Origin of the sequence: Streptomyces acidicola (assembly GCF_009377235.1) — a bacterium.
Classification (GTDB): domain Bacteria; phylum Actinomycetota; class Actinomycetes; order Streptomycetales; family Streptomycetaceae; genus Streptomyces; species Streptomyces acidicola.
In genome coordinates, this window is the sequence record NZ_VMNX01000013.1 from 22,990 (window position 1) to 47,701 (window position 24,712).

Sequence of the window (24,712 nt, forward strand, 5' to 3'; positions counted from 1 at the left end):
GTGCCTGACAAAAAGGAGAGCAGGTCCGCTGAACGCACATCCCTCCACTTCGCCCGAGATCATTGCGAGAGAGTTGAGCCCCCGTCGCGGTAGCGACGAGATCAGGGCTGCACACTGAACGAATGAGTGCCTAGATCTGCGATCGTAACTGCGCAGAAAAGGGTTCACTCCCCAGGTCAAAGGCGTGGCGACTGAACTCTTCTCTGCCGTCCGACACCCACCCACTCCCCTCCCGGCCAACGGCGGAGCGTCGCGCAGAAAGCCCTTTCCGGCAGGGTGTTCATGGGCCTAGCGTGCGGCCCATGGATGATCTGGAGCTGGTTGATCCGAGGCAGGCGCCGTCCGGCCGGCCGTTTGCGAAACAGCCTGCAGGACCGCCTGCCGGGCTGCCTGCAGGACCGCCCGCCGGGCATCTCGACCACTGCCCCTGGCTGTTCGCCGAGGAGGCGTCCGCCGAGCAGCGGGCCGCGCAGCGCGAGCGGCAGCGGTCGCTCGGCGGGGACTGCGAGATCGGCGAGCGGTGTTACGTGGCCGGGTCCGCGGCGGTGTTCCCGGACCGGCTGCGGCTCGGCGACGACTCGTACATCGCCGCGCACGCCTATGTCACCGGGGACGTGACCACGGGCACCGACTGCACGCTGAACCCGTTCACGGTCGTCCGGGGCAGGGTCACGCTGGGCAACGGGGTGCGGATCGGTGCGCACACCTCGCTGCTGGGGTTCAACCACTCCATGGCACCCGACCGGCCCGTGTTCCGGCAGCCGCACACCAGCGAGGGCATCACCGTCGGGGACGACGTGTGGATCGGCTCGCACGTGGTCGTCGTGGACGGGGTGACCATCGGTGACCACTGTGTGATCGGTGCCGGGGCCGTGGTCACGAAGGACCTGCCGGCGTGGACGGTGGCGGCGGGGAACCCGGCCCGGCCCCTTCGCGACCGCCGGAACACGAGCGGACGGGGTGAGGCGGGTGCCCGGCCGTCCCGTGGGGCGGCGGGTGCGGGCGACGCCCTGGCGCGGTTCGCCGACACTGCGCGTGCCCAGGCCGCCGGTCTCCTGGCCCGCTGCTGGGACGGCGAGCGGTACGTCGACCGGCCCGGCGCGGCGCCCACCGTACGGGCGCACTGCGACGCGGTGGAGATCGCGGACCTGCTGCTGGGCTCGGCACCGGTGGAGTTGACCGCCGAGGAGCATGTCGCGCGGCTGGGCGGGCCACAGGACGCCGGCACCGGGCTGGTTCCGGAGTTCGGCGAGCCGGTGCCGGTGCCGGAGGCCGACGGCTCTGTCGGCAAGGGGCCCTCGCTGTACCACGTGCTGTCCGTCGGGTACGCCCTCGATCTGCTGGGCGCCTCGTTCCCTCATCCGGTGCGCGGCGTACGGGAGATGACCGCCCGGCAGCTCGTCGCACGGCTGGAGGGGCTGCCCTGGCGGGACGGGGCGTGGGGTGCCGGGGCGTGGATCGACGCGTGGGCTACGGCGACGCACTGGAACCTGCGGCATGCCGAGGGTGACGGTGGGGAGCCGGGCGCGCTGGAGGCGCTGTTCGGCTGGCTGCTGACCCGGGCCGACCCGTGGACGGGGATGTGGGGCAGTCCCTCGCCCGAGGCCGGGCGCCTCCAGGTGGTCAACGGCTACTACCGCCTGACCCGCGGGTCCTTCGCCCAGTTCGGGGTGCCGGTGCCGCACCCGGAGCGGGTCGTGGACGCGGTCCTGGACCACGCCCGCGACCCGCGCCACTTCGGGGCGGGCCGGGAGAACGCCTGCAACGTGCTGGACGTCGCCCATCCGCTGTGGCTGTGCGGCCGGCAGCTCGGGGCGCTCGCCGGGGACGGCGGTTACCGTTCGCCCGAGATCCGCGCCTGGGCCGAACACCGACTCGCCGCCGCGCTCCCCCGCTGGCAGGACGGCCAGGGTTTCGGCTTCGGTCCCGGCACCAGCGGTCCGGGTCCGGAACCGGGCCTCCAGGGCACCGAGATGTGGCTGGCGATCATCTGGCTCCTCGCCGATCTCGTGGGCCGCTCCGACGCCCTGGACTACCGGCCGCGCGGCGTCCACCGCCCGGAGCCGTCCCGCCGGACGTGACGGGTGGCGGTGGCGGACGCGTAAACCCGTCGGGCCCGGTGTCGACGTCCGGTCAACGGGTACGCGGTCGCCACCCCCGAAGATCTGGAGGGAGTCATGCAGCGAGGCAGCGACCGGCTGAGCGTCCACCGCGACGACGAGATGAAGCACGAACTGAAGGGTCTGCTCCGCTCCGGCCACCCCACCCGCACGGAGGAGTGGCACGACCCGGAGCCGACCGCCGACGACGACCCGGAGGTCGCGGGCGGTCCCGTGACGCCGGCCCGAGCACCGGCCCGCATCGAGACACTGCGCTTCGAGCTGGGCCGCATCCTGGGCCGTACCTCGTTCCCGGCCCGCCCCCGCGAGCTGATGGGCATCCTGCGCAACAGGCACGCGCCGGACACCCTCGTCGAGTCCCTGGAACGGCTGCCGAGGAACGCGCGGTACGGCACGGCGCACGAACTCGCGGAAGCGGTCGTACGGGTCGAGGAACGCGGCCGGGAGAGGCGCTGAGGAGTGCGCGGAGCCGGCACACGACCGGGCGCACAGGCACGCGCAGGCACGCACTGACACGCATAGGCACCCCTCTCAGGGGTACTGCGGGCGTCGGCACGTTGACCTACGTGCTCGTGGCCAGCGACCGGCGGGTCATCGGCGTACCGACCGACCGGAAAGGACGTTGAACACGATGCGTATCGCATTCCTGACCGCACCCGCGGGCGTCGAGCAGATCGAGCTCACCGTTCCGTGGCGGGCCGTGACCGACGCCGGGCACAAGCCCGTGCTCGTCTCGACGATCCCCGGTGATGTGCGGGCCTTCCACCATCTCGACAAGGCGGACAGGTTCCCCGTGGACGAGGTCGTGGGCGAGGTGGCGGCCGAGTCCTTCGGCGGGCTGGTCCTGCCGGGCGGGGTGGCCAACCCGGACTTCCTGCGCCTGAACGAGCGGGCCGTGTCCTTCGTGCGGGGCTTCTTCGAGCAGGGCCGGCCGGTCGCCGCGATCTGTCACGCGCCGTGGACGCTGATCGAGGCGGACGTGGTCCGCGGCCGTGTGCTCACCTCGTGGCCGAGCCTGCGCACGGACATCCGCAATGCGGGCGGCAATTGGGTCGACGAGCAGGTGGTTGTCTGCGACCACGGCCCGAACAAGCTGATCACGAGCCGCAAGCCGGACGACCTCAAGGCGTTCTGTGAGGCGTTCCTGGAGCAGTTCGCCAAGGCCAAGGAGGCCGTCTGATGGACATCGGCAGGAAGCACAACAGACAGCCGGACAGCCAGAGGAACGACCAGGACACGGGCGACCGGAAGCAACGGCAGCGCGAGGCCTTCCGGGCGGACGATCCCGCGGGCGGGCCGCTCACCACGGACCAGGGCGTCGAGGTCGACCACACCGACGACTCGCTGACCGTCGGCGAGCGCGGGCCGACGCTCATGGAGGACTTCCACTTCCGGGAGAAGCTCACCCACTTCGACCATGAGCGGATTCCCGAGCGGGTGGTGCACGCGCGGGGCGCGGGCGCGTACGGCTACTTCGAACCGTACGAGTCCTGCGCGGAGTTCACCCGTGCCGCCTTCCTCCAGGACCCGTCGGTGCAGACGCCGGTGTTCGTGCGGTTCTCGACGGTGGCGGGGCCGCGTGGCTCGGCGGACACCGTACGGGACGTGCGCGGCTTCGCGACCAAGTTCTACACGTCGGAGGGCAATTACGATCTCGTCGGTAACGATGTCCCCGTCTTCTTCATCCAGGACGGCATCAAGTTTCCCGACTTCGTGCACGCGATCAAGCAGGAGCCGCACAACGAGATTCCCACGGGCTCGTCCGCGCACGACACGCTGTGGGACTTCGTGTCGCTCCAGCCGGAGACACTGCACGCGATCATGTGGCTGATGTCGGACCGGGGGATCCCGCGCAGCTTCCGCATGATGCAGGGCTTCGGCGTGCACACCTTCCGGTTCGTGAACGCCGAGGGGCGCGGCACGTTCGTGAAGTTCCACTGGAAGCCGAAGCTGGGCGTGCACTCGATGGTGTGGGACGAGGCGCAGGAGTGCATGGGCCGGGACCCGGACTTCCACCGGCGGGACCTGTGGAACGCGATCGAGGCGGGCGAGTACCCGGAGTACGAGCTGGGTGTCCAACTCGTACCGGAGGAGGACGAGTTCGCGTTCGACTTCGACCTGCTCGACGCCACGAAGATCATCCCGGAGGAACAGGTGCCGGTGCGGCCGATCGGCCGGATGGTGCTGGACCGCAACCCGGAGAATTTCTTCGCGGAGACGGAGCAGGTGGCGTTCCACACGGGCAACGTCGTCCCGGGCATCGACTTCACCAACGACCCGCTGCTCCAGGCCCGCAACTTCTCCTACCTGGACACGCAGCTGATCCGGCTCGGCGGTCCCAACTTCTCCCAGCTGCCGGTCAACCGCCCGGTCGCGCCCGTACGCACCGACCAGCGCGACGGGTACCACCAGAGCGCGCTCCACTCCGGTACGAACTACTTCCCGAACACGCTCGGCGGCGGCTGCCCCGCCCACGCGGGCGTCGACGGGAGCGCCTACACCCACTACGCGGAACGCGTGGACGGTGCCAAGATCCGGCGGCGCAGCGCGAGTTTCCAGGACCACCACAGCCAGCCCGCGATGTTCTGGAACAGCATGGCGGACTGGGAGAAGCGGCACATCGTGGAGGCGTTCCGCTTCGAGCTCGGCAAGGTCGACGCGCGGACGGTCCGCTCCCGCACGGTGGAGGAGCTCGCCAAGGTGGACCCGGAGCTGGCCTCGCAGGTGGCGGCCGGCATCGGGGTGCCGGAGCCGGCGCGGGACGAGTCGGTGGCGCACAAACTGGTCTCCCCCGCCCTGAGCCTTACGTCGCTGCGCGGCGGCGGCTCGATCCGCACCCGGCAGATCGCGGTGCTCGTCAGCGACGGCGTGGACGCCCAGCAGGTGACCTCCACGCGCGACGCGCTGGCCGCCGAGGGGGCGGTCGTGGAGGCGATCGCCGCCACGGACGGTACCGTGCTCGGTTCGGACGGCGAGCGGTACGCCGTGGACCGGGCGCTGCCGACCGTGGCGTCCGTGCTGTACGACGCGGTGCTGTTGCCCGGCGGGCCCACGGGCACTCCGGCCCATGTGGACGATCCGGACGTCCTGCGGTTCGTACGGAGCGCCTACCGGCACGGTAAGCCGGTCGGTGCCCTCGGTTCGGGCGTCGGCCTGGTGTCGGCGCTGGAGCCCGAGGGGCTGCGGCTGTGCGCCGAGTTCCACCATGTGGTCGCCGACCGGGGCGTGGTGACGGACACCGCGCCGGGCACACCGAGCGAGGAGTTCCTCCGGGCGTTCGTGGCGGCGGTGGGCGAGCACCGCCACTGGGACAGGCCGCCGGTGCGCTGCTGACGTCCGGCGAATCCAGGAGTCAGCGAAACGGAGGTCCCGGCCGCCGAGCGGCCGGGACCTCCGTTCTCATCTGGTCGCGGTTGACGTCTGTCAGGCCGCCTTGTCGTCCAGGTACGAGGCCACCCACGCCAGCGGGGCGTTCCAGTTGATGGTGATCTCGTTCGTGGAGAAGGACTCGATGTCGTCCAGGTAGCACTTCGCCGGGGCGCAGCCCTTGAGCTTGGTCTGGGCGACCGGGTCGTCGAGCGAGGAGTTCGGACCACCCGCCACGGCGCCGGGTGCCGGCTGCGGCAGCTTGGGGTCCTTCTGATGGGCCCAGAAGCGGTGGTGCTGGTTGTGCGCGTACCGCTCGCCGTAGCCGGTGACGTACGACATGCCCATCGGATTGCGGCCCAGGATGTAGTCCATGCCACTCGTCACCGCGTCGCGGTACTTGGTGTCACCGGTGATGTCACCGGCAGTGGCGAGGACGACCATGTTGTTCAGCACCTGACCGTTGGAGCCCCACTGGTAGCGGCCTCCGTCGGGGGCGTACGGGACGCCGAACGCGGCCTTGCGGGCATCGGCGGCGTAGCGGTCGGCCGCCTGGGTGACGGTCTTCTTCACGGCCTTGGTCTCGGCCTCGCCCAGCTTGTTCGGCACGGTGGCCAGATCCAGGGCGCCGAGCCCGCCGACCGACTGCCAGGAGACGCCGGTGCTCGGGAAGAGCGCCTTGCTGTCGTTGTGGAGGGGGGAGTCCAGGACGGCCTCGCGGTACTCCTTGTCGCCGGTCGTGATGAACAGCTCGGCCGCGGCCCAGTAGAACTCGTCCTTGACGTCGTAGTCGCTGTAGGCACCGCCGCCGGTGGCGTCGCCCGGGTCGGCGAACATCTTCGGGTTGGCCTTCGCGGCGTCCCAGGCGGCGCGCGCCGCCTGAAGGGACTTGGCGGCGAACTTCGCGTCGTACGGCTCGAAGAGGCGCGCGGCCTGGGCGGCGGTGGCGGCCAGGTTGAGGGTGGCAGCGGTGGACGGGGCGTGCAGCTCGCGCTTGCCGGCGCTCTTGTCGGCCCGCAGCGGCAGTTCGGACCACTGGGCGTCGTGGATCTTGTGGTGGGCCATGCCCGCGAGCTTCTGGCCCTTGGGCACCTGCATCTTCAGCAGGAAGTCCATCTCCCAGCGCGCCTCGTCGAGGATGTCCGGCACCTTATTGCCGTGCTCGGGCACGAGGAGCCGGCCATCGCCGAGGGCCTTGCCGTCGGCGCCCTTGGTGTGCAGGGTGCGCTCGTAGGAGGACATCAGCTGGGCGACGGAGATACCTCCGTTGACGACGTACTTGCCGTAGTCACCCGCGTCGTACCAGCCGCCGCTGACGTCCAGGGTGTAGTCGCAGCCCATCGGCTGGCAGGGGACCTTCTGGTCGCTGGAGGCCGCACCGTCGACGTGGCCGGCGGGGCGGGCGTACTCCTTGCCGACGAGGCCGGCGTCGATCTTGATACCGCTTCGGTTCTGGTAGAAGTACGCGAGCGAATCGGTGCGCAGCTGCGAGTAGACGTTGTCGTCGATGGCGAAGGGCGCGCTCTTCTGGCCGGCGATGGTGACGGTGTAGCCCTTACCGCTCTTGGTGACCTTGCTGAAGTCGAACGTGTGGACGTTCTCGCCCGAGGACGGGTCGACACCGGCGGGCACGGTCATACCCTTGGCCACCTCCTTGCCGCCCGCGTCCTTGAGGGACCAGGACAGCGGCGTCTTGGCCTTGGTCACGACCGTGCCCTTCTTGGGGCTCTCGGTCTGGTACCCGACCTGGTTCACCTGCACGGTCGGGGCGGGGCCGGTCTTGGATGCGGCCGGCTTGGACAGCTGCGGCGCGACGGCAGCGGCGGCCGAACCGGATTTCGAGTCGAAACCGTCGGCAATGGTGGGGACGGCGACAGCGCCGACCACGACACCGGCGACGGTCGCGACCGCCAGCTTGCGGCGTCCGCCACTGTTCAGCCGGTCCAGCACATGGGCCATACGGGGGAGCGGGCGAGGCACCAGGAGGTTCCTTCCGAGGTGGGGGGCAGGAAATCCGCGGTCTTCCAACCGCCGCACCGACTGTAGGAGCGGAACCTGGTCGTAATCGCCGTACGCGTGAGCGAAGTTGAGAACCTTCAATTGAACGAAAAGCGCGTACCTCAATTGAGGTACGCGCCTGGGGGGCACCCGTCAGAACGGGTACGGAGCGATCTTCGGAGTGACAGACAGCCACTCTTTGCAAACGTGTAATGACAGGGGGTGGTGCATGACCGCCGGACCGCACGCGGGAGGGACGCGGTCAGACCACGGAGAGACGGAGGAGGGCGCTACGCCGGACGGACCCTAGGGCCGCCGCCCGAGCAGGCACAGCAGCTTCGTCTGCACGTCCGAGCCGAGCGGGGGTTCCACCGGCTCCGCGAACTGTCCGCTCTTCGCCAACTCGGCCGCGTACGGCGTCACTTCGCGCACCGCGAACTGCAGCAGGTCGTCCGGCAGCCGCTCGTCGGCTCCGATGGCGCGCGACAGGTCCCAGCTGTGGACGACGAGATCGGCGACCATCTGTCCACAGTAGTTGGCGGCCGGGGTGTCGCCGTGCGAGAGGTGGACGGTGCGGTCGAGCGCGCCCGGCGCGGTGAACGCCTCGTGGGTGGCGCGGGCCGCCGTGTCCCAGGAGGCCGCCGGGTCGGAGCCGAGCATGTCGCCGTCGAAGGTGTCGCCGACCTCCTCGATCATGCAGCCGTGGAGGACCAGCGGCGGCGCCCACAGCTGCTCGGAGACGAGATGGTTGACGAGATCGCGCACCGTCCACTCGGCGCAGGGCGTGCCCGCCTCCCACTGGTCGTCACGGACGGTGTGGGCGAGGGCGCCGAACAGGTCGAGGGCCTCCTGCAGCCGGGTGAGCAGCGGGTTCCTTTCGGCCGCGCCGGTCATGACTCGGCGAGTTTCCGGCACCGCGCGCCCTGACGCGTGCGTCCGGCTGCCACCGGGCGGCGGGGATTGCGGCGCAGGTACTCGCCCTCCAGCTGCGCCATGCGCATGTTGTGGGCGCGCAGCGCGTCGTTCGATCCGTACAGCAGCGTGTCATGGCGTGTGCGGTGGATCGTCTCCAGCTCTTTCATCAGCTGCTGGTCGTCCAGCCGGACCGGGTCGACTCCGTTCATGGTGGTACCCCACTCGTCGTGTCCTTCGGTGCCGTCCGGGTACCCGCCCGGCAAGCGGTACCCGAGTGGCATCCGGGAGGGAGCCATGGATCTCGCCTTTCTGCATCCACTCTACGAACATCCGGGGCCCTGGGCCTCTGTCTATGTCGACACGTCCTCGCACACGGAGTCCACTCCTCACGAGCGTTCCCTGGTGGCCGCGGCCGTCTCCCGGGAGCTCGCCGCCCAGGGTGCCGACGAGCCGACCCGTGCGGCCGTGCACCGGGCGGTGGACGAGCTGCGCCACTCCTCCGAGCCGCACGGCCGGGCCTTCTTCGCCAGGTCGGGCGAGGTGGTGCTGGATCCGCCGCTCGCGCACGCGCCGCCGGGTACCTCGGCGCACTGGGCTCCGTTGCCGCGCACCACCCCACTGCTGGAGCTGGCCGGAGAGGACGCGGTGTGCGTGGTGGCGTACGTGGACCGGCGGGGCGCCGAGTTCGAGCTGCGGGGCTCGCGGGGCAGCCAGGACGTGGGGGCGGTGGTCGGCCGGCAGTGGCCCGTACTCCTGCCCGCACTGCGTGCGGGGCCCGGCCACCGCCGGTTGTCCCCCACTGCGTCAGGGGCGTGGGGGGACCCCGGGCGGCACTTCCAGCTGCGGGTGGAGAACACCTGGGAGCACAACGCGGCGGAGATCGCCGACGCGCTCGCCGTGTGCCAGGAGGAGACCCGGGCCGACCTGTTGGTTCTCGTCGGCGAGGTGCGCGAGCGGCACGCCGTGCGGGAGCGGCTTCCGCAGCGGCTGCACGACCTCGTGGTGGAGACCCGGCAGGGCACCGGCAGCCGGCTGCTGGACGAGGACGTGGAGCGGGCGCGGGCCGAGCACGTGCACCGGCGGGCCGCGGCGGAGCTGGCGCGGTTCCTGGCGGCGCGGTCCCCGGACGCCGAGGGGCGTACGGCCGCCGTGGAGGGCGTGCCCGCGCTGGTGGAGGCGGCCCGGGAGCATCGTATCGACGAGCTGCTGGTCCGCCCGGCCGGGCCCGACGCGCACCGCGAGGTGTGGATCGGCGAGGCGCCGGACCAGCTGGCGGTCCGGCGCACGGACCTGAGGACGCCGGGCGATCAGCGCTCGTGGGCGTCCCGTGCGGACGACGCCCTGCTGCGCTCCGCGGTCGCGACGGACGCCCCGGCACTCTCGCTGACGGCCGCCGCGGCAGGGAAGGCGCCCGCGGGTGGACTGGGGGCGCTGCTGCGCTGGACGTGACCCGCTGTTGCCTGACCCGCTGCTGCCGTCGAAGGCCCTGATCAAGGCTTGCTCAGGGTCTTGATCATGGCCTTGCTCAGGGGCCTTGCTCAGGGCTTATCTGACGCGGTCCACCCTCCGCTCGTCCCACACCGGCTCGGATGTCTCGCGCACGCGGCCGTCGGAGCCGAAGACGAGATAGCGATCGAACGAACGAGCGAACCAGCGGTCGTGGGTGACCGCGAGGACCGTGCCCTCGAAGGCCTCCAGGCCTTCCTGGAGGGCCTCGGCGGACTCCAGGTCCAGGTTGTCCGTCGGCTCGTCCAGCAGCAGCGCGGTGGCACCCTCCAGCTCCAGGAGAAGGATCTGGAAGCGGGCCTGCTGGCCGCCGGAGAGGCGGTCGAAACGCTGCTCGGCCTGGCCCGTCAGCTCGTAGCGGCGCAGCCGGGACATGGCGGCGCCACGGTCCTGGGCGTGCTCCTTCCACAGGATGTCGAGCAGGGTGCGCCCCAGCAGCTCGGGGTGGGAGTGGGTCTGCGCGAAGTGGCCGGGCACGACACGGGCGCCCAGCTTCCACTCCCCCGTGTGCGCCACGCCGTCGCCCGCGAGCAGGCGCAGGAAGTGCGACTTGCCGGAGCCGTTGGAGCCGAGGACCGCGACGCGTTCGCCGTAGAAGACCTCCAGGTCGAACGGTTTCATCAGCCCGGTGAGCTCGAGCCGCGCACAGGTGACGGCCCGCACGCCGGTGCGGCCGCCCTTGAGCCGCATCCTGATGTCCTGCTCGCGCGGCGGCTCCGGCGGCGGTCCGGCCTCCTCGAACTTGCGCAGCCGGGTCTGGGCGGCACGATAGCGGGAGGCCAGTTCGGCGCTGTTCTCGGCAGCCTGACGCAACGCCAGGACGAGCTTCTTCAACTGGGCGTGCTTCTCGTCCCAGCGGCGGCGCAACTCCTCGAACCGCGCGAAGCGTTCACGGCGCGCCTCGTGGTACGTGGCGAACCCACCGCCGTGCACCCATGCGTCCGCGCCGGCCGGGCCCGGTTCCACGCTCACGATCTTCTCGGCGGCACGGGCCAGCAGCTCCCGGTCGTGCGAGACGAAGAGCACGGTCTTGCGGGTCTCCTTCAGCCGCTCCTCCAGCCAGCGCTTGCCGGGGACGTCGAGATAGTTGTCGGGCTCGTCGAGGAGCAGCACCTCGTCGGTACCGCGCAGCAGGGCCTCCAGCACGAGCCGTTTCTGCTCCCCTCCGGACAGGGTGCTCACCTGCCGCCACTGCGCCTTCTCGTACGGCACGCCGAGCGCCGCCGTGGTGCAGATGTCCCAGAGCGTCTCCGCCTCGTATCCGCGCGCCTCGGCCCAGTCGGCGAGGGCCTGCGCGTACTGGAGCTGGGAGGCCTCGTCGTCCACGGTCATGATGGCGTGCTCGGCGGCGTCGACGACCCGGGCCGCCTCCCGGACGCGCGGCGGCGCCACGGACACGAGCAGGTCCCGGACGGTCGTCTCGTCCCGCACGGACCCCACGAACTGCCGCATCACACCCAGCCCGCCGCTCACCCCCACGCTCCCGCCGTGGGGCTTCAACTCGCCCGAGAGCAGCCGCAGCAGCGTGGTCTTCCCGGCGCCGTTGGGCCCGACGAGGGCGACGACGGCCCCTTCGCCGACCCGGAACGACACATCGCCGAGCAGCGTCCTCCCGTCGGGGAGGTGGTACTCCAGGTGCGCGGCTTCCAGATGTCCCATGAGCAGGCATTGTCCGAGCCGCCCGTACCACCGGGCAAGCGCTTTTCGAGGGGTGCGCGGCCGCTGCCGGGGCGACTCCGACTTGACACGAGGTGGCTGCCCTGGGGTACCCGTGCCCCATGAGCCCAGATGTCGATCTCACCGTCCGCCCCCCGGGGCACCACATCCTCCGGGACCGTTTCCTGGCAGCGGACACCCGTCTGTTCGAGGCGGTGGCGGCCCGTCACTGGCCGGGGGCCGGCCCCGTACTGCCCCGGCTGAGCCGCGCCGCGAACCACGGGGTGCTGTGGTTCGCCACGGCGGCGGCCCTCGCCGCGACCCGGAGCCCGAGGGCCCGCCGGGCGGCCACCCGGGGTCTGGCGTCGCTCGCCCTCGCCTCGGCGACAATCAACACCATCGGCAAGCGTTCGGTCCGCCGCCCCCGTCCGCTCCTCGACAACGTCCCCTTGGTCCGGCACCTCAAGCGGCAGCCGATCACCACGTCGTTCCCGTCGGGGCACTCGGCGTCCGCGGCGGCGTTCGCGACGGGTGTCGCCCTGGAGTCCCGCGGCTGGGGTGCGGCCGTCGCGCCGGTCGCGGCCGCGGTCGCGCTGTCCCGCGTGTACACGGGCGTCCACTTCCCGAGCGACGTCCTGGTGGGCGCCGCCCTCGGCGTGGGCGCCGCCTACGCCGTACGCGGCCTCGCGCCGACCCGCGAGCTGCTCCCGCCGCCCGGCCGTCCGCACTCCCCCAAGCTCTCGACTCCGCTCGACGAGGGAGGTACCCCCATGGCTCCCGCCCTGCCCGACGGCGAGGGCCTGGTCGTGGTGGCGGGCGGGGGCACGGCGACCATGGACCGCGTGGGCGCACTGCTGGACGCCCTGCCCCGCGCCGAGGCCGTGGAGTGCGAACCGGACGACGTGCGGACCGAGTTGGAGAAGGCGGCCACGCGCGCCCGGGTGCTCGGCGTGTGCGGCGGCGACGGCGCGGTGAACGCGGCGGCGGAGGTGGCCCTGCGGCACGGCCTCCCCCTCGCCGTCCTCCCCGGCGGCACGCGCGACCACTGCGCGCGGGACCTGGGTGTCGAGGACGTACGGGAGCTCGCCCGGGCGGTGCGCGACGGGGATGCGGTCCGCGTGGACGTGGGGCGGTTCTCCTCCGGTGACACGGAGGGCGTGTTCCTCAGCATGTGCAGTCTCGGCGTCTATCCGCAGCTGGCACGAGACCGCGAACGCTGGTCGCGGCTGATCGGCGGCCGGCCGGCCGACGTGCTCGGCGCGGCGCGCGTCCTGCGCGGGGACCACCACCCGCTGCAGGCCAGGTTCCAGGACCGGACGCGCCCGCTGTGGCTGCTGTTCGCCGGCAACGGCACATACCACCGCACGGGCCCCGTCCCCGGGCGCCGCCACGACCTCGCCGACGGGCTGCTCGACGTCCGCGTGGTGCACGGCGACGGCCACCCGGCGCTGCGCCTGCTCGCCGCCGCCGCGACGGGCCCGCTCACACGGTCCCCGCTCCACGCCGCGATACGCGTCCCCCGCCTGCACCTGGACCGCATCGCCCCGGGCACCCTCCTCGCCTACGACGATGAAGTCACCGAAATCTCGGGCGACTTGACGCTGAGCAAGCTCCCGGAGGCACTGACGGTCTACCAGCCACGGTGCACCGACAGCTGACGCGCGTCGCCCACATAGCAAGACGAGGGTCTCAATATTCGACATGCGGGCGTACGGTGCTCAGTACTGCCCCGCGGAGCGACGAGCTCCATGGGGTCCGTACGCGACGAGGGGACCGGTCATGTCGAAGCCGCGGGAGACCGCCGTCTACACGCACGGACACCACGAGTCCGTGCTGCGCTCGCACACCTGGCGGACGGCCGCCAACTCGGCGGCCTACCTCCTCGGCTCGCTCCGCCCCCATATGAGGGTCCTGGACATCGGCTGCGGCCCGGGCACGATCACCGCGGACCTGGCCGAGCTGGTCCCGGACGGGCATGTCACCGGCGTGGACCGCGCGCCGGGCATCCTGGACCAGGCGCGGGCCACGGCCGCCGAGCGGGGCCTGACGAACGTCGACTTCGCGGTGGCGGACGTGCATGCCCTGGACTACCCGGACGACACCTTCTGCGTGGTCCACGCCCACCAGGTGCTCCAGCACGTGGGCGATCCGGTGCGGGCCCTGCGCGAGATGGTCCGGGTGACCAAGCCGGGCGGGTACGTCGCGGTCCGGGACGCGGACTACGCGGCGATGGCCTGGTTCCCGCTGTCGCCGGGCCTGGAGGACTGGCTGGACCTGTACCGGAGGGTCGCCCGCGCCAACGGCGGCGAACCCGACGCGGGGCGGCGGCTGCGGTCCTGGGCACTTCGGGCCGGTCTCACCGACATCACCACCACGTCCACCACCTGGACGTTCTCCACGGCCGAGGAGCGGGCCTGGTGGAGCGGGCTGTGGGCGGACCGGACCCTGGCCTCCGCCTACGCCGAACGCGCCACGGAGAGCGGCCACGCCACGCCGGAGGAGCTCGGGGCGGTGTCCGAGGCGTGGCGGGAATGGGGGCGGCAGGAGGACGGCTGGTTCTCCGTTCTGCACGGGGAGATTCTGTGCCGGAAGGCCGGACGGCCGGACCAGCCGGACGGCCGGCGGACCTGAGGGCCGGAAGTGACTCCGCCTGCTGAGGCCTGATCCCGGGAATCCGGGTCACTCGAAAAGCAGGAGGTGGTCGGAATGGTAGCCGTCCTGCTCGTTCTGCTTCTGGCCCTGATTCTCTTCGGCGTCGGATTCGCCGTGAAGGCACTCTGGTGGCTGGCCCTCATTGTTTTCGTGATCTGGCTGCTGGGTTTCCTCATGCGCGGCACGAGCGCCACGGGCGGCCGGGGTCACTGGTACCGCTGGTAGTGCTGGTAGCGGCTCAGCTCAGTTCCCTGGGGGCGTCAGTTCCTCGGAAGCAGTGGTCCGAGCGGTCCGAGGTCCAGGTTCAGGTCCTCGGGCCGCAGGCCGTAACGGTCGCGCAGCTCGCCCATGCGGTCCTCCAGCAGCATCAGGGTGAGCCCGATGCGCTCCTCCTGTTCCTCGGTCAGCTCACCCGTGTCGAACCGGCGCACGGCCTGCCGTTCCATGAGCTGACGGAGCAGTTCGACGACGGTCAGGACGAGTTTCACGAGATCGCGCTCCACCGTGTCGGGTTCGAGGTCGAGGCGGTTCCTGCCGGTCACTTCACTCCAACTCCCCCCAGGGTGCGGGGACCTGCTTGTTCACCGAGCTGATGAGCGCGTTGAGGTCGATGCGGACGAGGTCGACGTCCGCGATGCGCAGGGTGAGGTCGCCGGTGATGACGACCCCGCCCGCGAGCAGCCGGTCGAGCAGGTCGACGAGGGCGATCTCACGGCGTTCGACGACGGTCACGCGTCCTCCTCCTCGGGCTCCTCGGACTTCGCGGTCTCCTCCGCCTTCTCATGCTCCTCCGCCTTCTCGTGCTCCTCCGCCTTCTCGTGCTCCTCGGTGAACGAGTAGGCGGCCCAGGGGCCGGTGAGTTCGACGCGCAGTCCGGGGGCGTCGTCCTTCGTACGGTCCACGGCTTCCACGAATTCCTCGGAACTTCCGCGCGGGACCAGATAAGCGGCGTTCAGTACGTTCCGGCCTGCGGATCCGGAAAGCGTGGGGTTCTGTGGCGGGTGCAACCGGAAATCCTCGGCACGGCCGGAAAGGGTTTCGTGCAGCCGGCTGGAGAACGCCTCGGCCTTCTGCCACATTTCCTCGTGGGACCTGCTGCGCATGCGCCGCTGTCGTAGGTAGTCACGCCCGGACGCGGCTCTCTCCTGCGGGCGGTCGGCCTCGGCGGCCCGTGCGGCCTCGGCGGCCTCGGCGTCGAGGTAGACCTTGACGCCCCACTCCACCCGGCCCTCCAGCCGGTCCAGGCTCCGCCGGAAGGCGTCCTCGCGAGCCTCCATCATGACGCGGACACCGCTGTCGTCCCGGAAGACGGTGCCGAGCCGGAGCGGCAGGGGCGTGGTGACCGCGGTGAGTGCGTCGATCACGCCCTGGTGGCCACGGGCGGTGGCGGCCAGCCAGTCCAGGTCCTCCAGGTGCGCCTTGAGGGGGCCCTCGGCGAAGTCCCGCTCCGGCACCTCGCTGACGACGGCGATCAGATCATGGTGGGGCAGGAGCTTCGGAGGCGCGCCCGCGACCCCGGTCAGCTGCGCCTTCAGTGCACCGCCGAAGGGGCGGCACACGGCGTAGACGTACCGCAGTCCGGTCATCAGGACTCCTCCTCCCGCGGCCGGCTCCGCTCACGCTCGCTCTCGCTCTGCTCCAGTGACGGTTCAGCCCGGGAGCGGCCACGGCCATCGAGCAACGCCTCACTCTCCGGACGCCCCTCGTCGAGTGCGGCGATCCGGGCGCGCAACTCGGCGTTCTCGCGGGTGAGTTCCTCGCGGCGCGCCCGGGAGGACAGCATCGGATCGGTCTCCCACCAGTCGATGCCCATCTCCTTCGCCTTGTCCACGGAGGCGACGATGAGGCGCAGCTTGATGGTGAGCAGTTCGATGTCGAGCAGGTTGATGCGGATGTCTCCCGCGATCACCAGCCCCTTGTCGAGCACACGTTCGAGTATGTCGGCCAGGTTGGCACTTCCACCACCCTGGCCGTACGGTTCCGGGGCCCGGCTGGGGAACGTCATCGCCGACTCCCGCTCACAGTGGCCCGGTCCTCGTCCTCTTCTTCCTCGTACTCCTCCTCGGGCTCCTCCTCAGCGGCGTCTTCAGGTGCCTCGCTCTCGGGAGCCTCGTCCTCGGGGGCCTCCTCGCCGCCCTCGTACTCCTCGCCCTCCTCATACTCCTCGGGCTCCTCGTCCTCCTCCCCCTCCTCCTCCGCCACCGCGTCCTCGTGGCTGCGGACGACGTCGCCGTCGCGGATCTCGCCGCGCCAGCCGTCCTCCGCCTCGCCGCGCAGTGTGATGAAGCGGGCGAAGTTCTTGAGGTCGAGCCGGGCCCGGCGGCCCTGGGCACGCCAGATGTTGCCGGTCTTCTCGAAGAACCCCGACGGGTAGTACTCGATCACCAGCAGGACGCGGGTGAGGTTCTCGCCGAGGCGGTGGAAGGAGACCACGCCCTTCGTGGTGCCCTTCGCACCCTCCGACACCCACGAGATCCGGTCGTCGGGCACCTGCTCGGTGGTGTGGGCCTTCCAGCTGCGGTTGGACCACAGGACCTTGAGCTGCCAGTCGGAGTGCGTGTCGTCGTCGCGCCGTGCGCTCTTCACTCCCTTGGCGAAGGTGCTGAAGGTCTGGTACTGGGTCCACTGGTCGTAGGCCGTGCGCACCGGTACACCGACGTCGATGGACTCGATGATGACCGTGGGTTTGTGGCCGGCCCTGCCCTTTCCCTTGCCCTTGCCGCCGCCCAGGTTCTTCAGGGCACCGACCACGTTGTCCTTGGCCCGGCCGGCGCCCATCTCCAGGGCGGCGCGCAGCGGCCCCTTGCCCTCGACGAGCTTCCGGCCGCCGTCGAGGGCGAGCTTGCCGAGACCAGGGCTGTTGCCCTCGGCGATGTCGTTGAGCTTCACGGTCGCCTGCCCGAGCCTGCGCCCGGCGCCCACGAGCAGACGTTGGGTCTGGGCGGCCAGATAGTCCTGGGCCTCGGCCTTGAGGTGGTCGACGGCAGGGCTGTGGGCCAGAGCTGCGAGCGGGGTCTCCTTCGCCCCGTCCCCGACCGAGTCGGCAGCGCCCTTCGCCCGCCCGGTCACCGAACCGACGGTGTCAGTCATCGTCCCCGCCTCCTCTCACGCGCCTCCCGTGTGTCCTTGCGCGGGGCCGCCTGAGCGGCGGCCGTCCTCTTGGCCGACCCCTTCTGCGCGGTGGTCCTGCGGCCCGCAGCCTTTTTCGCAGCCGGCTTCTTCGCCGGGGCCTTCCTCACGGCCGATGTCTTGGCCGACTTCCTGGCCGCGGCTTTCCTGGCCGTGCCTGTCCTCGCCGCGCCCTTCCTGGCCGACGGCTCCTCCTCGCGCTCCCCCTCGGACTCTTCCTCCAGCCCCTCGTATGCGTCCGGCGCCTCCCCCTCGTCCCGCCCGTCCCGCTCGTCCCGCTCGCGAGGCTCTTCCTCGGCCTCCTCGGTCTCGTCCCGCTCCTCCTCGGCGTCGGCGCCGGGCACGTCCGGGGTCACCTCCGCGAGTTGCTCGCGTACCTGCGCCGTCCGTCCGTGCAGCCGGTCGGCGAGTCCGTCGATCTGCCGTTCGAGCAAGGCGCCGGTGGCCGCCTGGCCCGCACCGCGCGCGTCCTCGCGGAGCTGATCACTGATCTCCTTGAGCTGCGGATTGTTCTGCAACTGCTGGGACGCCAGATCCGCGAGCGCCCGGGGGCTCAGGTGCATCCGCTTGCCGGCCACGAGGGTGCCGAGCGCGAACGCGAGCTTCATCTTCTTCGTCCGTCCGAGGACGTATCCGGCCCCGACGGCGAGGCCCAGTCCCACGCGATTCATCCTGTCGTCCCCTCGCCTGTCGTGCCCCCGCCGGTTCCTCCACCCGTTCCTCCGCCAGTTCCTCCGACGGCTCCTCCGCCCGTTACCGCGCTCCAGTTCAGAGCGATCTCCAGCCGGTCCAGGAGTTCGTCCTCCAGCCGGTCGAACTCGTCCTCATCGATCTCACCCGCGTCGAGCAACTGCTCAAGCCGGGCGAGTTCGGCACGGACAGCAGCCGGGTCGTAGTACTGGCGCTCGGCCTCGTCCAGTACCTGCTTCACCACCCGGAGGCTGCCGCGGACCGGTGCGAACGGCAGCAGCAGCACCTCACTGATCAGTCCCATGACCGCACCTCACCTGACTGTGCCTCATCGTGCTCACACCGGGGGCCGGGCTTCCGCGGGCTCCGACGGCCCCGGTTCCACGAAGCTGTACGGCGGCAGCGGCCCGTTCACCCGCACGTCGAGGTGCGGATGGCTCTTGCGGACGTCCTCCACGGCCGCGAGGAAGACCTCGGCCGCCCCGTGGTCCACGAGGAACGACACATTGGCCAGCCAACCGGTGGACTCGGGGCCCGCACTCACCGCTTCGGCGGCGGGCTCCAGCGCGTGCCGCAGGTCCACCGCGTCCTCGGCTTCCTGTCTCTGCACCGCGGCCGCCACCATCTCGCCGAGTTGCATCCGCTGCTCGTAACTTCCGCCGCCCCCCTGCCGGTTGGCCTCGGCCAGAGCCCGGATCTCGGGGCTCTCGGCCATCACCCGGTGCAGCACGGCTTCCTCGTTGTGGCTGGCCTTGACGTTGTACTCGGCCCTGCCGTCCAGAGCCCGAAGCCGCTCCAGGTAGTGCTCGGCACGCTCGGCCAGCACACCCGTCACGGCCGCGTCGTCCGGGGCGACGCTGCCGAACCGCATGGGCAGCACGGCGCCCGAGGCGCCCGCCTCGCTCAGCACGTGCTGGTGGGCGAGCAGGTCGTTGCGCTTGGGGCGCAGCCCCTCGGGGGCGTCGCTGACGATGGCCTCCAGCTCGCCTTCCGTCAGCACGCGCACGAGCCGCGCCGGATCGCCGACTCCGCCCATGTCCTTGGGGAGCGCGGGATGCGAGCTCGCGGCGATGCCGTAGACATAGGTGCTCACTCCTGCTCCACCTCCTTCTTGCGCGAGCTCGTGGCGTTGCGGGCACGCGGCCGCGGTTCCGCATGGCCCTCCTTGCGGGCCTGCCTGAACGCGTCCGAGACGGTCTCGGCGGCACCGGACAACGCCCCCTTGGACTTGCCGCGCGCTCCGGACTCGGTGACCTCACCGACGATGTCCGGCAGGCCAGGGGTCTTGTGCGGCCCGGCCTCCAGGTCGAGCCGGTTGCACGCCTCGGCGAAGCGCAGATACGTGTCGACGCTGGCGACCACGACCCGGATGTCGATCTTGAGGATCTCGATCCCGACGAGGGAGACCCGAATGAAGGCGTCGATGACCAGCCCCCTGTCGAGAATGAGCTCCACAACGTCGTAGAGGCCCGTGGAGCCGCCTCCGCCGCCTGCCTGCTGTGCCGGGACCACGGTCATGACGACCGTTCCTTCCTTGTCTCGCCTGTCTCACTTGCCTTGCTTATCGCGCTTGCCTTGTTCACCTCGCCCGTCCTGCTTGTCCCGTCCTTGTCTCGTCGAAGCTGTGCGGGACGGCGGCCTATCGACCGCCCTGCCGGTGCGGGTCCGCCCTCCCGCGTTCGTAGCGCCGGACTCGCCGGTACCCCGTCAGCTCCCCGTCCGGGTCGAGCTCGACCTGGTAGCTCGCGATCAGGCTCATCGTGTCGGGGACCCGGGCCAGCTCCAGGACCTCGATCTCCAGCGTCCAGCCGTCCTCGCTCTGCTCGAAGGACGTCACGGACTCGGGCGCCATGCCGGTCAGCTCCGCGAGCTGGGCGCGGGCCTGACGCAGCACCTCCACAGGGCTGGGCTGACGCGCACCCTGTGACTTCGGGGTGTTCGGTGAGTTCGATGCGTTCGCCATGGCCACCTCGTTCCCCGAGTGGCCCCGCGAAGGGTGACCAAACCTCCACACCTGGCCCTGCGAAAGTCCGCGTTCGCACCCACGGTCCTGCCGTACGGCCGTCAGCCACTACATGCCTGGTCAGAGCACCACGGCATGCTCCACCAGCAGCCGGGCCGCCGCCGCGATCGACTCGGCGTCGATGCCCGCGGCGTGCAGTTGCTCGGCGGGCGTGGCCGAGCCCGGCATGTTCCGCACGGCGAGTCGTACCAGGCGCGGCACCGGGCGCCCGTCCAGGAACGCGTCCAGCACCGCGTCGCCGATGCCGCCCTCCGGATGGTGGTCCTCGACGGTCATCAGGCAACCGGTGCGTTCGGCGGCCTCGCGCAGGGTGCGGCGGTCGACGGGCTTGACCGAGTACAGGTCGATCACCCGTATCCCGATGCCCTCGCCCTCCAGTGCCTCGGCCGCGGCGAGCGCCTCGTGGACGGTGACCCCGGCCGCGACGAGCGTGAGCCGGTCGTGGTCGCCGGCCTTCAGCACCTTGCTGCCGCCGATGGGGAACTCCTCGGTCGGGCTGTAGATCACAGGGCTCGCCCCGCGGGACGTGCGCAGGTAGCGGATGCCCTCCTGGCCCGCCATCGCGCCGATCAGCTTGGCCGTCTGGTTGGCGTCGCACGGATACAGCACGCTCGAGCCGTGGAGCGCGCGGAACATCGCGAGGTCCTCCAGGCCCATCTGGGAGGGCCCGTCCTGGCCGATGGCGACGCCCGCGTGCGAGCCGACGAGGTTGATTCCGGCGCCGCTGACCGAGGCCATGCGCAGGAAGTCGTGGGCGCGGGTGAAGAACGCGGCGAACGTGGACGCGTACGGCACCCAGCCGCGCGCCGCGAACCCGACGGCGGCGGCGACCATCTGCTGCTCGGCGATGTAGCACTCGAAGAAGCGGTCGGGGTGTTCCTTGGCGAAGTACTCGGAGCGCGTGGAGTCGCTGACCTCGCCGTCCAGGGCGACGATGTCGCCGCGGGCCGTGCCGAGGGCGGTGAGGGCGCTTCCGTAGGCGTCACGGGTCGCGACCTCCTCGCCGAGCTCGTAGCGCGGCAGGTCGAGGTGGCCCGTCCGCACGGCGTGCAGCATCCTGGCGACCGGCGGTGGCTGGACCTCAATGTGGAGATCCCGGACGCCGCCGAGCTCCGCGATGGCCTCCTCGGGGTCCGGCAGCGGCTTGCCGTGCAGTCCCTCGCGGTCCTGGACGGACTCGACACCCTTGCCCTTGAGGGTGCGGGCGAGGATCACGGTGGGCTGGCCACGGGTGGAGAGGGCCTCGCCGTACGCCCGGTCGATCGCGTCCACGTCATGGCCGTCGATCTCGATGGTGTGCCAGTCGAAGGCCCGGAAGCGGCGGGTGTACGCGTGGAGGTCGTGCCCGTGCCGGGTGGGCCCGCGCTGGCCGAGCCGGTTGACGTCGACGATCGCGACGAGGTTGTCGAGGTGCTCGTACCCGGCGTGCTCGGCGGCCTCCCAGATGGAGCCCTCCGCGAGCTCGCTGTCGCCGCACAGCACCCACACGCGGTAGCCGGTGCGGTCGAGCCGCTTGCCGGCCAGCGCGATGCCGACGCCCACGGGCAGCCCCTGACCGAGCGAGCCGGTGGCGGTCTCCACCCACGGCAGACGCTGCGGGGTCGGGTGCCCTTCGAGCCGGCTGCCGAGCTTGCGGAAGGTCATCAACTCGGTCTCGTTGATGGCGCCCACCGCCTTGTACGCGGCGTACAGCAGCGGGGAGGCATGGCCCTTGGAGAGGACGAAACGGTCGTTGGCGGAGTGCTGCGGGCGGTCGAAGTCGTAGCGGAAGTGGCGGGCGAGCAGGACGGCCATGAGATCGGCGGCCGACATGGAGGAGGTGGGGTGACCCGAGTGCGCGGCGGCCGAGGCGCGGACGCTGTCGACGCGCAACTGCTGTGCGTACTCAGTGAGCTGACGGGTCTTCATGAGTTCTTCTCCGTCTCTGACTGCTGCTCCGATACCCGCACCGGCCCGGGCCCGTCCGGGGGTGGGGACACCTCCTGGCCGGGCTTCCCGGGCGCTTCCCGGTCCCGGTCCCGTTCGCGTCCGGAGGGCTCCTGTGCTCCCGGAACCCGCGCCAGCTCCGGCGAGGCCGTGTCCAGGGGCACCGACCAGGACCGTACGAGCCCCAACTGGACGGCCTGACGCGGCAGTACGGCGTCCAGGAGCCAGTCCGCGGCGACACGGACGCGGTTGCCGGGCATGGCGGCGAGGTGGTAGCCGCGGGTGACGGCGTCGGCGAGCGGTCCGGAGAGCGGGATGCCGAGGGGGTTGGCCGCGGCCTTCGCACCGCCGAGGTCGACGGTGAAGCCCATGTCTCGGTGGCGATAGGCGCGCCGTTCACCCTTGCCGAGGGAGGCGAGGACGTTGTGGGCCGCGACCTTGCCCTGACGCCAGGCGTGCTGGGCCGTCATCGCCGTGTACTGGCCCGGGTTTTCCAGGTCCGGCACGGCGGCCGCGTCCCCACAGGCGAACACGTCGGGGTGACCCGGGACCTGGAGGTACGGGTCGACGAGCAGCCGCCCGCGCTCCAGGGGCCGCCCGATGCGCTCGACGAACGGATCGGGCCGGACGCCGACGCACCACACGAGTGTGCGTGTGTCGACGAACTCGCCGTCGCTGAGCCGTACTCCGGTGGGTGTGGCCTCCTTCACGGACGTCTCGGTCCGCACGTCCACGCCCCGCTCGCGCAGCACGCGGTCGGCGGTGCGGGAGAGCCGTTCGTCCAGTTCGGGCAGCACGCGCGACGCGATGTCGATCAGCATCCAGCGCGGCCTCATGCCCTCCCGGAGGGGCTGCTTGCGCACCAGCGAATCGGTGTACAACTGCCCGTGCGCGGCGACCTCCGTGCCCGTGTAGCCCGCGCCGACGACCACGAAGGTGCACCGCGCGGCACAGCTCTTGGGGTCGTGCGACGCGGCGGCGAGTTCCATCTGCCGGGTCACGTGGTCACGCAGGTACAACGCCTCGGGCATCCCCCGGAAACCATGCGCGTTCTCGGCGACCCCGGGGATGGGCAACAGCTTGTTGACGCTGCCGACGGCGAGCACGAGCCGGTCGTACTCCAGCGTGCCCCCGTCGCTCTCCGGGTCCGTGTAGTGCACGGTGTGCGCGTCGAGATCGATGCCGTCGGCCTCGCCGAGTACCAGACGTACGTTCGGCAGGGTGCCGGTGAGGGAGATGCTGACCCGGCGCGGCTCCAGGAGTCCGGCGGCGACCTGGGGCAGCAGGGGCAGGTACAGGAAGTAGTCCGTCGGGTTGAGCAGGGTGATGTCGGCCTTGTTCCGGGTCAGCCGCGACAGGGTGCGGGCCGTCCGGTACCCGGCGAAGCCGGCACCGACGATCACGATGCGGGGTCGACTCACGGTTCGCCTCCTGCGAGGTCGCGTTCGGGCCTACCGCGTCCCCCTGGGCAGGGTGCCCAAACGTCCGTGGGTTTCCACCGCGGCCTCCGGGTACTCGGACCCTGGTCCACCGCAGGCTCTCGGTCCGGACGGTGTTCCCTCTCCTCGCCGTCCGGGCCGAGTACACACGTACGGGGAGGGCGCGGGCAGGCCCCGGAGAGGCCCACGATGAAGATCCAGCAACCGGTGGTGTCCGTCTACACCGTCCCCACGGACGCGCCCGAGGCGGACGGGACGCTGGCGTGGGACACCACGACGGTCGTCGTCGCCGAGATCACGGCGGGCGACACGACGGGCACGGGCTGGACGTACGGTCCGGCGGCGGTCGCCGACCTGCTGCACGAGCAGCTCACGCCGGTCGTCACGGGGCTCGACGCGTTCGACATCGCGGCGGCCCATGACGCCATGTGCCGCACGGTACGGAACGCGGGCCGCCCGGGGGTCGCCTCCTGTGCGATCTCCGCGGTGGACGTGGCCCTCTGGGACCTCAAGGCCCGCCTCCTGGAACTCCCGCTGGCCCGGCTGCTGGGCAGGGCCCGCGACACCGTGCCCGTCTACGGCAGCGGCGGCTTCACGACCTACCACGAAACGCATCTGGCCGCGCAGCTGGGTGGCTGGGTGCACGGGCAGGGCATCCCCCGCGTGAAGATCAAGATCGGTGAGGCGTGGGGGCGGGCCGTACCCCGAGATCTGGCCCGCGTGCAGGCCGCACGCCAAGTGATCGGCCCACAGGCGGAGTTGTACGTCGACGCGAACGGCGCGTACACCCGCAAGCAGGCGATACGGGTCGGGCACGCCCTCGCGGACCACGGCGTGGGCTGGTTCGAGGAGCCGGTGTCCTCGGACGACCTGACGGGACTGCGCCTGGTCCGCGACACCCTGGTCTGCGATGTGGCGGCGGGCGAGTACGGCTACGACCTGCCGTACTTCGCCCGCATGCTCGCAGCCGGCGCGGTCGACTGCCTCCAGCTGGACGCCACGCGCTGCGGCGGCATCACGGAGTTCCTTCGCGCCGCCGCCCTCGCCCAGGCCCACGGGCTGGAGATCTCCGCCCACTGCGCGCCGCACGTCCATGCCGCCGCGGCCGCCGCCGTCCCGAACCTCCGTCACATCGAGTGGTTCCACGACCACGTCCGCGTCGAGTCCCTCTTCTTCGACGGCGTACTCGACCCCGCCGGAGGCTTCGTCCGGCCGGCAGCGGGAGTGGGCCACGGTCTGACCCTGCGGTCGGCCGATGTGGAGGAGTACCGCGTCGTGTGATGACGCTTGTC

At 71.2% G+C, this 24,712-nt stretch carries 23 protein-coding genes and 2 pseudogenes; 9 read left to right on the top strand and 16 right to left on the bottom strand.

Features of this window, described 5'->3' with window-relative positions; translation table 11 throughout:
• Nucleotides 1-302 precede the first annotated feature (302 nt).
• From FPZ41_RS06910 to FPZ41_RS06925, 4 genes are all read left to right on the top strand, one after another.
• Nucleotides 303-2,081 (top strand): acyltransferase, encoded by a 1,779-nt coding sequence (locus FPZ41_RS06910; protein WP_152860155.1) that lies wholly within the window; start codon nt 303-305, stop codon nt 2,079-2,081.
• Nucleotides 2,082-2,177: 96 nt separating this feature from the next.
• Nucleotides 2,178-2,576 carry a DUF2795 domain-containing protein gene (locus FPZ41_RS06915; protein WP_152860157.1) on the top strand — a complete coding sequence of 133 codons (399 nt, stop codon included), beginning with the start codon at nt 2,178-2,180 and terminating at the stop codon, nt 2,574-2,576.
• Between the two features lie 175 nt (nt 2,577-2,751).
• A complete protein-coding gene (locus FPZ41_RS06920; protein WP_152860159.1) occupies nt 2,752-3,300 on the top strand; it encodes a type 1 glutamine amidotransferase domain-containing protein in 549 nt (182 codons plus the stop codon).
• On the top strand, nt 3,300-5,453 hold the full coding sequence (locus FPZ41_RS06925; RefSeq protein WP_152860161.1) for a catalase: 2,154 nt from the start codon (nt 3,300-3,302) through the stop codon (nt 5,451-5,453). Before FPZ41_RS06920 ends, FPZ41_RS06925 begins: the two co-directional genes overlap by 1 nt.
• Before the next feature lie 90 nt (nt 5,454-5,543).
• On the opposite strand, the pseudogene FPZ41_RS06930 reads toward FPZ41_RS06925, so the two are convergent.
• From FPZ41_RS06930 to FPZ41_RS06940, 3 genes and pseudogenes are all read right to left on the bottom strand, one after another.
• Nucleotides 5,544-7,247 (bottom strand): annotated as a pseudogene (locus FPZ41_RS06930) (glycoside hydrolase family 9 protein); the annotation flags it as partial.
• Nucleotides 7,248-7,790: 543 nt separating this feature from the next.
• Nucleotides 7,791-8,378, bottom strand: a complete 588-nt coding sequence (locus FPZ41_RS06935) for a TIGR03086 family metal-binding protein (protein ID WP_152860163.1) — start codon at nt 8,376-8,378, stop codon at nt 7,791-7,793.
• Entirely contained in the window at nt 8,375-8,680 is a 306-nt protein-coding gene (locus FPZ41_RS06940; RefSeq protein WP_131559889.1) for a DUF6158 family protein, read from the bottom strand. Before FPZ41_RS06940 ends, FPZ41_RS06935 begins: the two co-directional genes overlap by 4 nt.
• 13 nt (nt 8,681-8,693) lie before the next feature.
• On the opposite strand from FPZ41_RS06940, the gene FPZ41_RS06945 reads away from it, so the two are divergent.
• On the top strand, nt 8,694-9,848 hold the full coding sequence (locus tag FPZ41_RS06945) for a baeRF2 domain-containing protein (protein ID WP_152860165.1): 1,155 nt from the start codon (nt 8,694-8,696) through the stop codon (nt 9,846-9,848).
• A gap of 96 nt (nt 9,849-9,944) precedes the next feature.
• Here the strand turns inward: FPZ41_RS06945 and FPZ41_RS06950 are convergent, their stop codons facing one another.
• Complete coding sequence (locus FPZ41_RS06950; RefSeq protein WP_152860167.1) at nt 9,945-11,564, bottom strand: ATP-binding cassette domain-containing protein; 1,620 nt, start codon at nt 11,562-11,564, stop codon at nt 9,945-9,947.
• Nucleotides 11,565-11,683: 119 nt separating this feature from the next.
• Here FPZ41_RS06950 and FPZ41_RS06955 point away from each other — a divergent pair, with 119 nt between their 5' ends.
• From FPZ41_RS06955 to FPZ41_RS06965, 3 genes are all read left to right on the top strand, one after another.
• Nucleotides 11,684-13,219 (top strand): bifunctional phosphatase PAP2/diacylglycerol kinase family protein, encoded by a 1,536-nt coding sequence (locus FPZ41_RS06955; protein WP_152860169.1) that lies wholly within the window; start codon nt 11,684-11,686, stop codon nt 13,217-13,219.
• Between the two features lie 121 nt (nt 13,220-13,340).
• Nucleotides 13,341-14,192, top strand: a complete 852-nt coding sequence (locus FPZ41_RS06960) for a class I SAM-dependent methyltransferase (protein ID WP_152860170.1) — start codon at nt 13,341-13,343, stop codon at nt 14,190-14,192.
• Nucleotides 14,193-14,267: 75 nt separating this feature from the next.
• Entirely contained in the window at nt 14,268-14,438 is a 171-nt protein-coding gene (locus FPZ41_RS06965) for a hydrophobic protein (protein WP_152860228.1), read from the top strand.
• A gap of 35 nt (nt 14,439-14,473) precedes the next feature.
• Here the strand turns inward: FPZ41_RS06965 and FPZ41_RS06970 are convergent, their stop codons facing one another.
• The 12 genes and pseudogenes from FPZ41_RS06970 to FPZ41_RS07025 form a co-directional block, all read right to left on the bottom strand.
• Nucleotides 14,474-14,755: a gas vesicle protein K gene (locus tag FPZ41_RS06970; RefSeq protein WP_131559859.1), complete on the bottom strand. Its 282-nt coding sequence runs from the start codon at nt 14,753-14,755 to the stop codon at nt 14,474-14,476.
• Between the two features lies 1 nt (nt 14,756).
• Nucleotides 14,757-14,945: a gas vesicle protein gene (locus FPZ41_RS06975; protein ID WP_131559857.1), complete on the bottom strand. Its 189-nt coding sequence runs from the start codon at nt 14,943-14,945 to the stop codon at nt 14,757-14,759.
• Nucleotides 14,942-15,799: a GvpL/GvpF family gas vesicle protein gene (locus tag FPZ41_RS06980; protein WP_152860172.1), complete on the bottom strand. Its 858-nt coding sequence runs from the start codon at nt 15,797-15,799 to the stop codon at nt 14,942-14,944. The genes FPZ41_RS06975 and FPZ41_RS06980 overlap by 4 nt, the downstream gene beginning before the upstream one ends.
• On the bottom strand, nt 15,799-16,218 hold the full coding sequence (gene gvpJ / locus FPZ41_RS06985) for a gas vesicle protein (RefSeq protein ID WP_152860174.1): 420 nt from the start codon (nt 16,216-16,218) through the stop codon (nt 15,799-15,801). Before gvpJ ends, FPZ41_RS06980 begins: the two co-directional genes overlap by 1 nt.
• Nucleotides 16,215-17,303 (bottom strand): SRPBCC family protein, encoded by a 1,089-nt coding sequence (locus FPZ41_RS06990; protein ID WP_152860176.1) that lies wholly within the window; start codon nt 17,301-17,303, stop codon nt 16,215-16,217. The genes gvpJ and FPZ41_RS06990 overlap by 4 nt, the downstream gene beginning before the upstream one ends.
• Nucleotides 17,300-18,013, bottom strand: coding sequence for a DNA primase (locus FPZ41_RS06995; protein WP_152860178.1), 714 nt, complete (start codon nt 18,011-18,013; stop codon nt 17,300-17,302). The genes FPZ41_RS06990 and FPZ41_RS06995 overlap by 4 nt, the downstream gene beginning before the upstream one ends.
• Nucleotides 18,014-18,084: 71 nt before the next feature.
• Nucleotides 18,085-18,336 (bottom strand): annotated as a pseudogene (locus FPZ41_RS07000) (gas vesicle protein GvpG); the annotation flags it as partial.
• A gap of 33 nt (nt 18,337-18,369) precedes the next feature.
• Nucleotides 18,370-19,125 carry a GvpL/GvpF family gas vesicle protein gene (locus FPZ41_RS07005; protein WP_322619909.1) on the bottom strand — a complete coding sequence of 252 codons (756 nt, stop codon included), beginning with the start codon at nt 19,123-19,125 and terminating at the stop codon, nt 18,370-18,372.
• Nucleotides 19,122-19,550 (bottom strand): gas vesicle structural protein GvpA, encoded by a 429-nt coding sequence (locus FPZ41_RS07010; RefSeq protein WP_152860182.1) that lies wholly within the window; start codon nt 19,548-19,550, stop codon nt 19,122-19,124. The genes FPZ41_RS07005 and FPZ41_RS07010 overlap by 4 nt, the downstream gene beginning before the upstream one ends.
• A 121-nt stretch (nt 19,551-19,671) precedes the next feature.
• Nucleotides 19,672-19,995, bottom strand: coding sequence for a gas vesicle protein GvpO (locus tag FPZ41_RS07015; protein ID WP_152860184.1), 324 nt, complete (start codon nt 19,993-19,995; stop codon nt 19,672-19,674).
• 120 nt (nt 19,996-20,115) lie between these two features.
• Nucleotides 20,116-21,963, bottom strand: a complete 1,848-nt coding sequence (locus FPZ41_RS07020) for a transketolase (RefSeq protein WP_152860186.1) — start codon at nt 21,961-21,963, stop codon at nt 20,116-20,118.
• Nucleotides 21,960-23,402: an NAD(P)/FAD-dependent oxidoreductase gene (locus tag FPZ41_RS07025; protein WP_322619910.1), complete on the bottom strand. Its 1,443-nt coding sequence runs from the start codon at nt 23,400-23,402 to the stop codon at nt 21,960-21,962. The genes FPZ41_RS07020 and FPZ41_RS07025 overlap by 4 nt, the downstream gene beginning before the upstream one ends.
• Nucleotides 23,403-23,609: 207 nt before the next feature.
• Here FPZ41_RS07025 and FPZ41_RS07030 point away from each other — a divergent pair, with 207 nt between their 5' ends.
• On the top strand, nt 23,610-24,701 hold the full coding sequence (locus FPZ41_RS07030; protein WP_152860188.1) for an enolase C-terminal domain-like protein: 1,092 nt from the start codon (nt 23,610-23,612) through the stop codon (nt 24,699-24,701).
• Nucleotides 24,702-24,712 lie beyond the last annotated feature (11 nt).

Coding starts and splice junctions, on each gene's coding strand:
- FPZ41_RS06940 (WP_131559889.1), bottom strand. CDS start 8,680: ATGCCACTCGGGTACCGCTTGCCGGGCGGGTACCCGGACGGCACCGAA.
- FPZ41_RS06950 (WP_152860167.1), bottom strand. CDS start 11,564: ATGGGACATCTGGAAGCCGCGCACCTGGAGTACCACCTCCCCGACGGG.
- gvpJ (WP_152860174.1), bottom strand. CDS start 16,218: ATGACGTTCCCCAGCCGGGCCCCGGAACCGTACGGCCAGGGTGGTGGA.
- FPZ41_RS07030 (WP_152860188.1), top strand. CDS start 23,610: ATGAAGATCCAGCAACCGGTGGTGTCCGTCTACACCGTCCCCACGGAC.
- FPZ41_RS06990 (WP_152860176.1), bottom strand. CDS start 17,303: ATGACTGACACCGTCGGTTCGGTGACCGGGCGGGCGAAGGGCGCTGCC.
- FPZ41_RS06980 (WP_152860172.1), bottom strand. CDS start 15,799: ATGACCGGACTGCGGTACGTCTACGCCGTGTGCCGCCCCTTCGGCGGT.
- FPZ41_RS06995 (WP_152860178.1), bottom strand. CDS start 18,013: ATGAATCGCGTGGGACTGGGCCTCGCCGTCGGGGCCGGATACGTCCTC.
- FPZ41_RS06920 (WP_152860159.1), top strand. CDS start 2,752: ATGCGTATCGCATTCCTGACCGCACCCGCGGGCGTCGAGCAGATCGAG.
- FPZ41_RS06955 (WP_152860169.1), top strand. CDS start 11,684: ATGAGCCCAGATGTCGATCTCACCGTCCGCCCCCCGGGGCACCACATC.
- FPZ41_RS06965 (WP_152860228.1), top strand. CDS start 14,268: ATGGTAGCCGTCCTGCTCGTTCTGCTTCTGGCCCTGATTCTCTTCGGC.
- FPZ41_RS06925 (WP_152860161.1), top strand. CDS start 3,300: ATGGACATCGGCAGGAAGCACAACAGACAGCCGGACAGCCAGAGGAAC.
- FPZ41_RS07010 (WP_152860182.1), bottom strand. CDS start 19,550: ATGACCGTGGTCCCGGCACAGCAGGCAGGCGGCGGAGGCGGCTCCACG.
- FPZ41_RS06945 (WP_152860165.1), top strand. CDS start 8,694: ATGGATCTCGCCTTTCTGCATCCACTCTACGAACATCCGGGGCCCTGG.
- FPZ41_RS06960 (WP_152860170.1), top strand. CDS start 13,341: ATGTCGAAGCCGCGGGAGACCGCCGTCTACACGCACGGACACCACGAG.
- FPZ41_RS06935 (WP_152860163.1), bottom strand. CDS start 8,378: ATGACCGGCGCGGCCGAAAGGAACCCGCTGCTCACCCGGCTGCAGGAG.
- FPZ41_RS07020 (WP_152860186.1), bottom strand. CDS start 21,963: ATGAAGACCCGTCAGCTCACTGAGTACGCACAGCAGTTGCGCGTCGAC.
- FPZ41_RS07015 (WP_152860184.1), bottom strand. CDS start 19,995: ATGGCGAACGCATCGAACTCACCGAACACCCCGAAGTCACAGGGTGCG.
- FPZ41_RS06915 (WP_152860157.1), top strand. CDS start 2,178: ATGCAGCGAGGCAGCGACCGGCTGAGCGTCCACCGCGACGACGAGATG.
- FPZ41_RS06910 (WP_152860155.1), top strand. CDS start 303: ATGGATGATCTGGAGCTGGTTGATCCGAGGCAGGCGCCGTCCGGCCGG.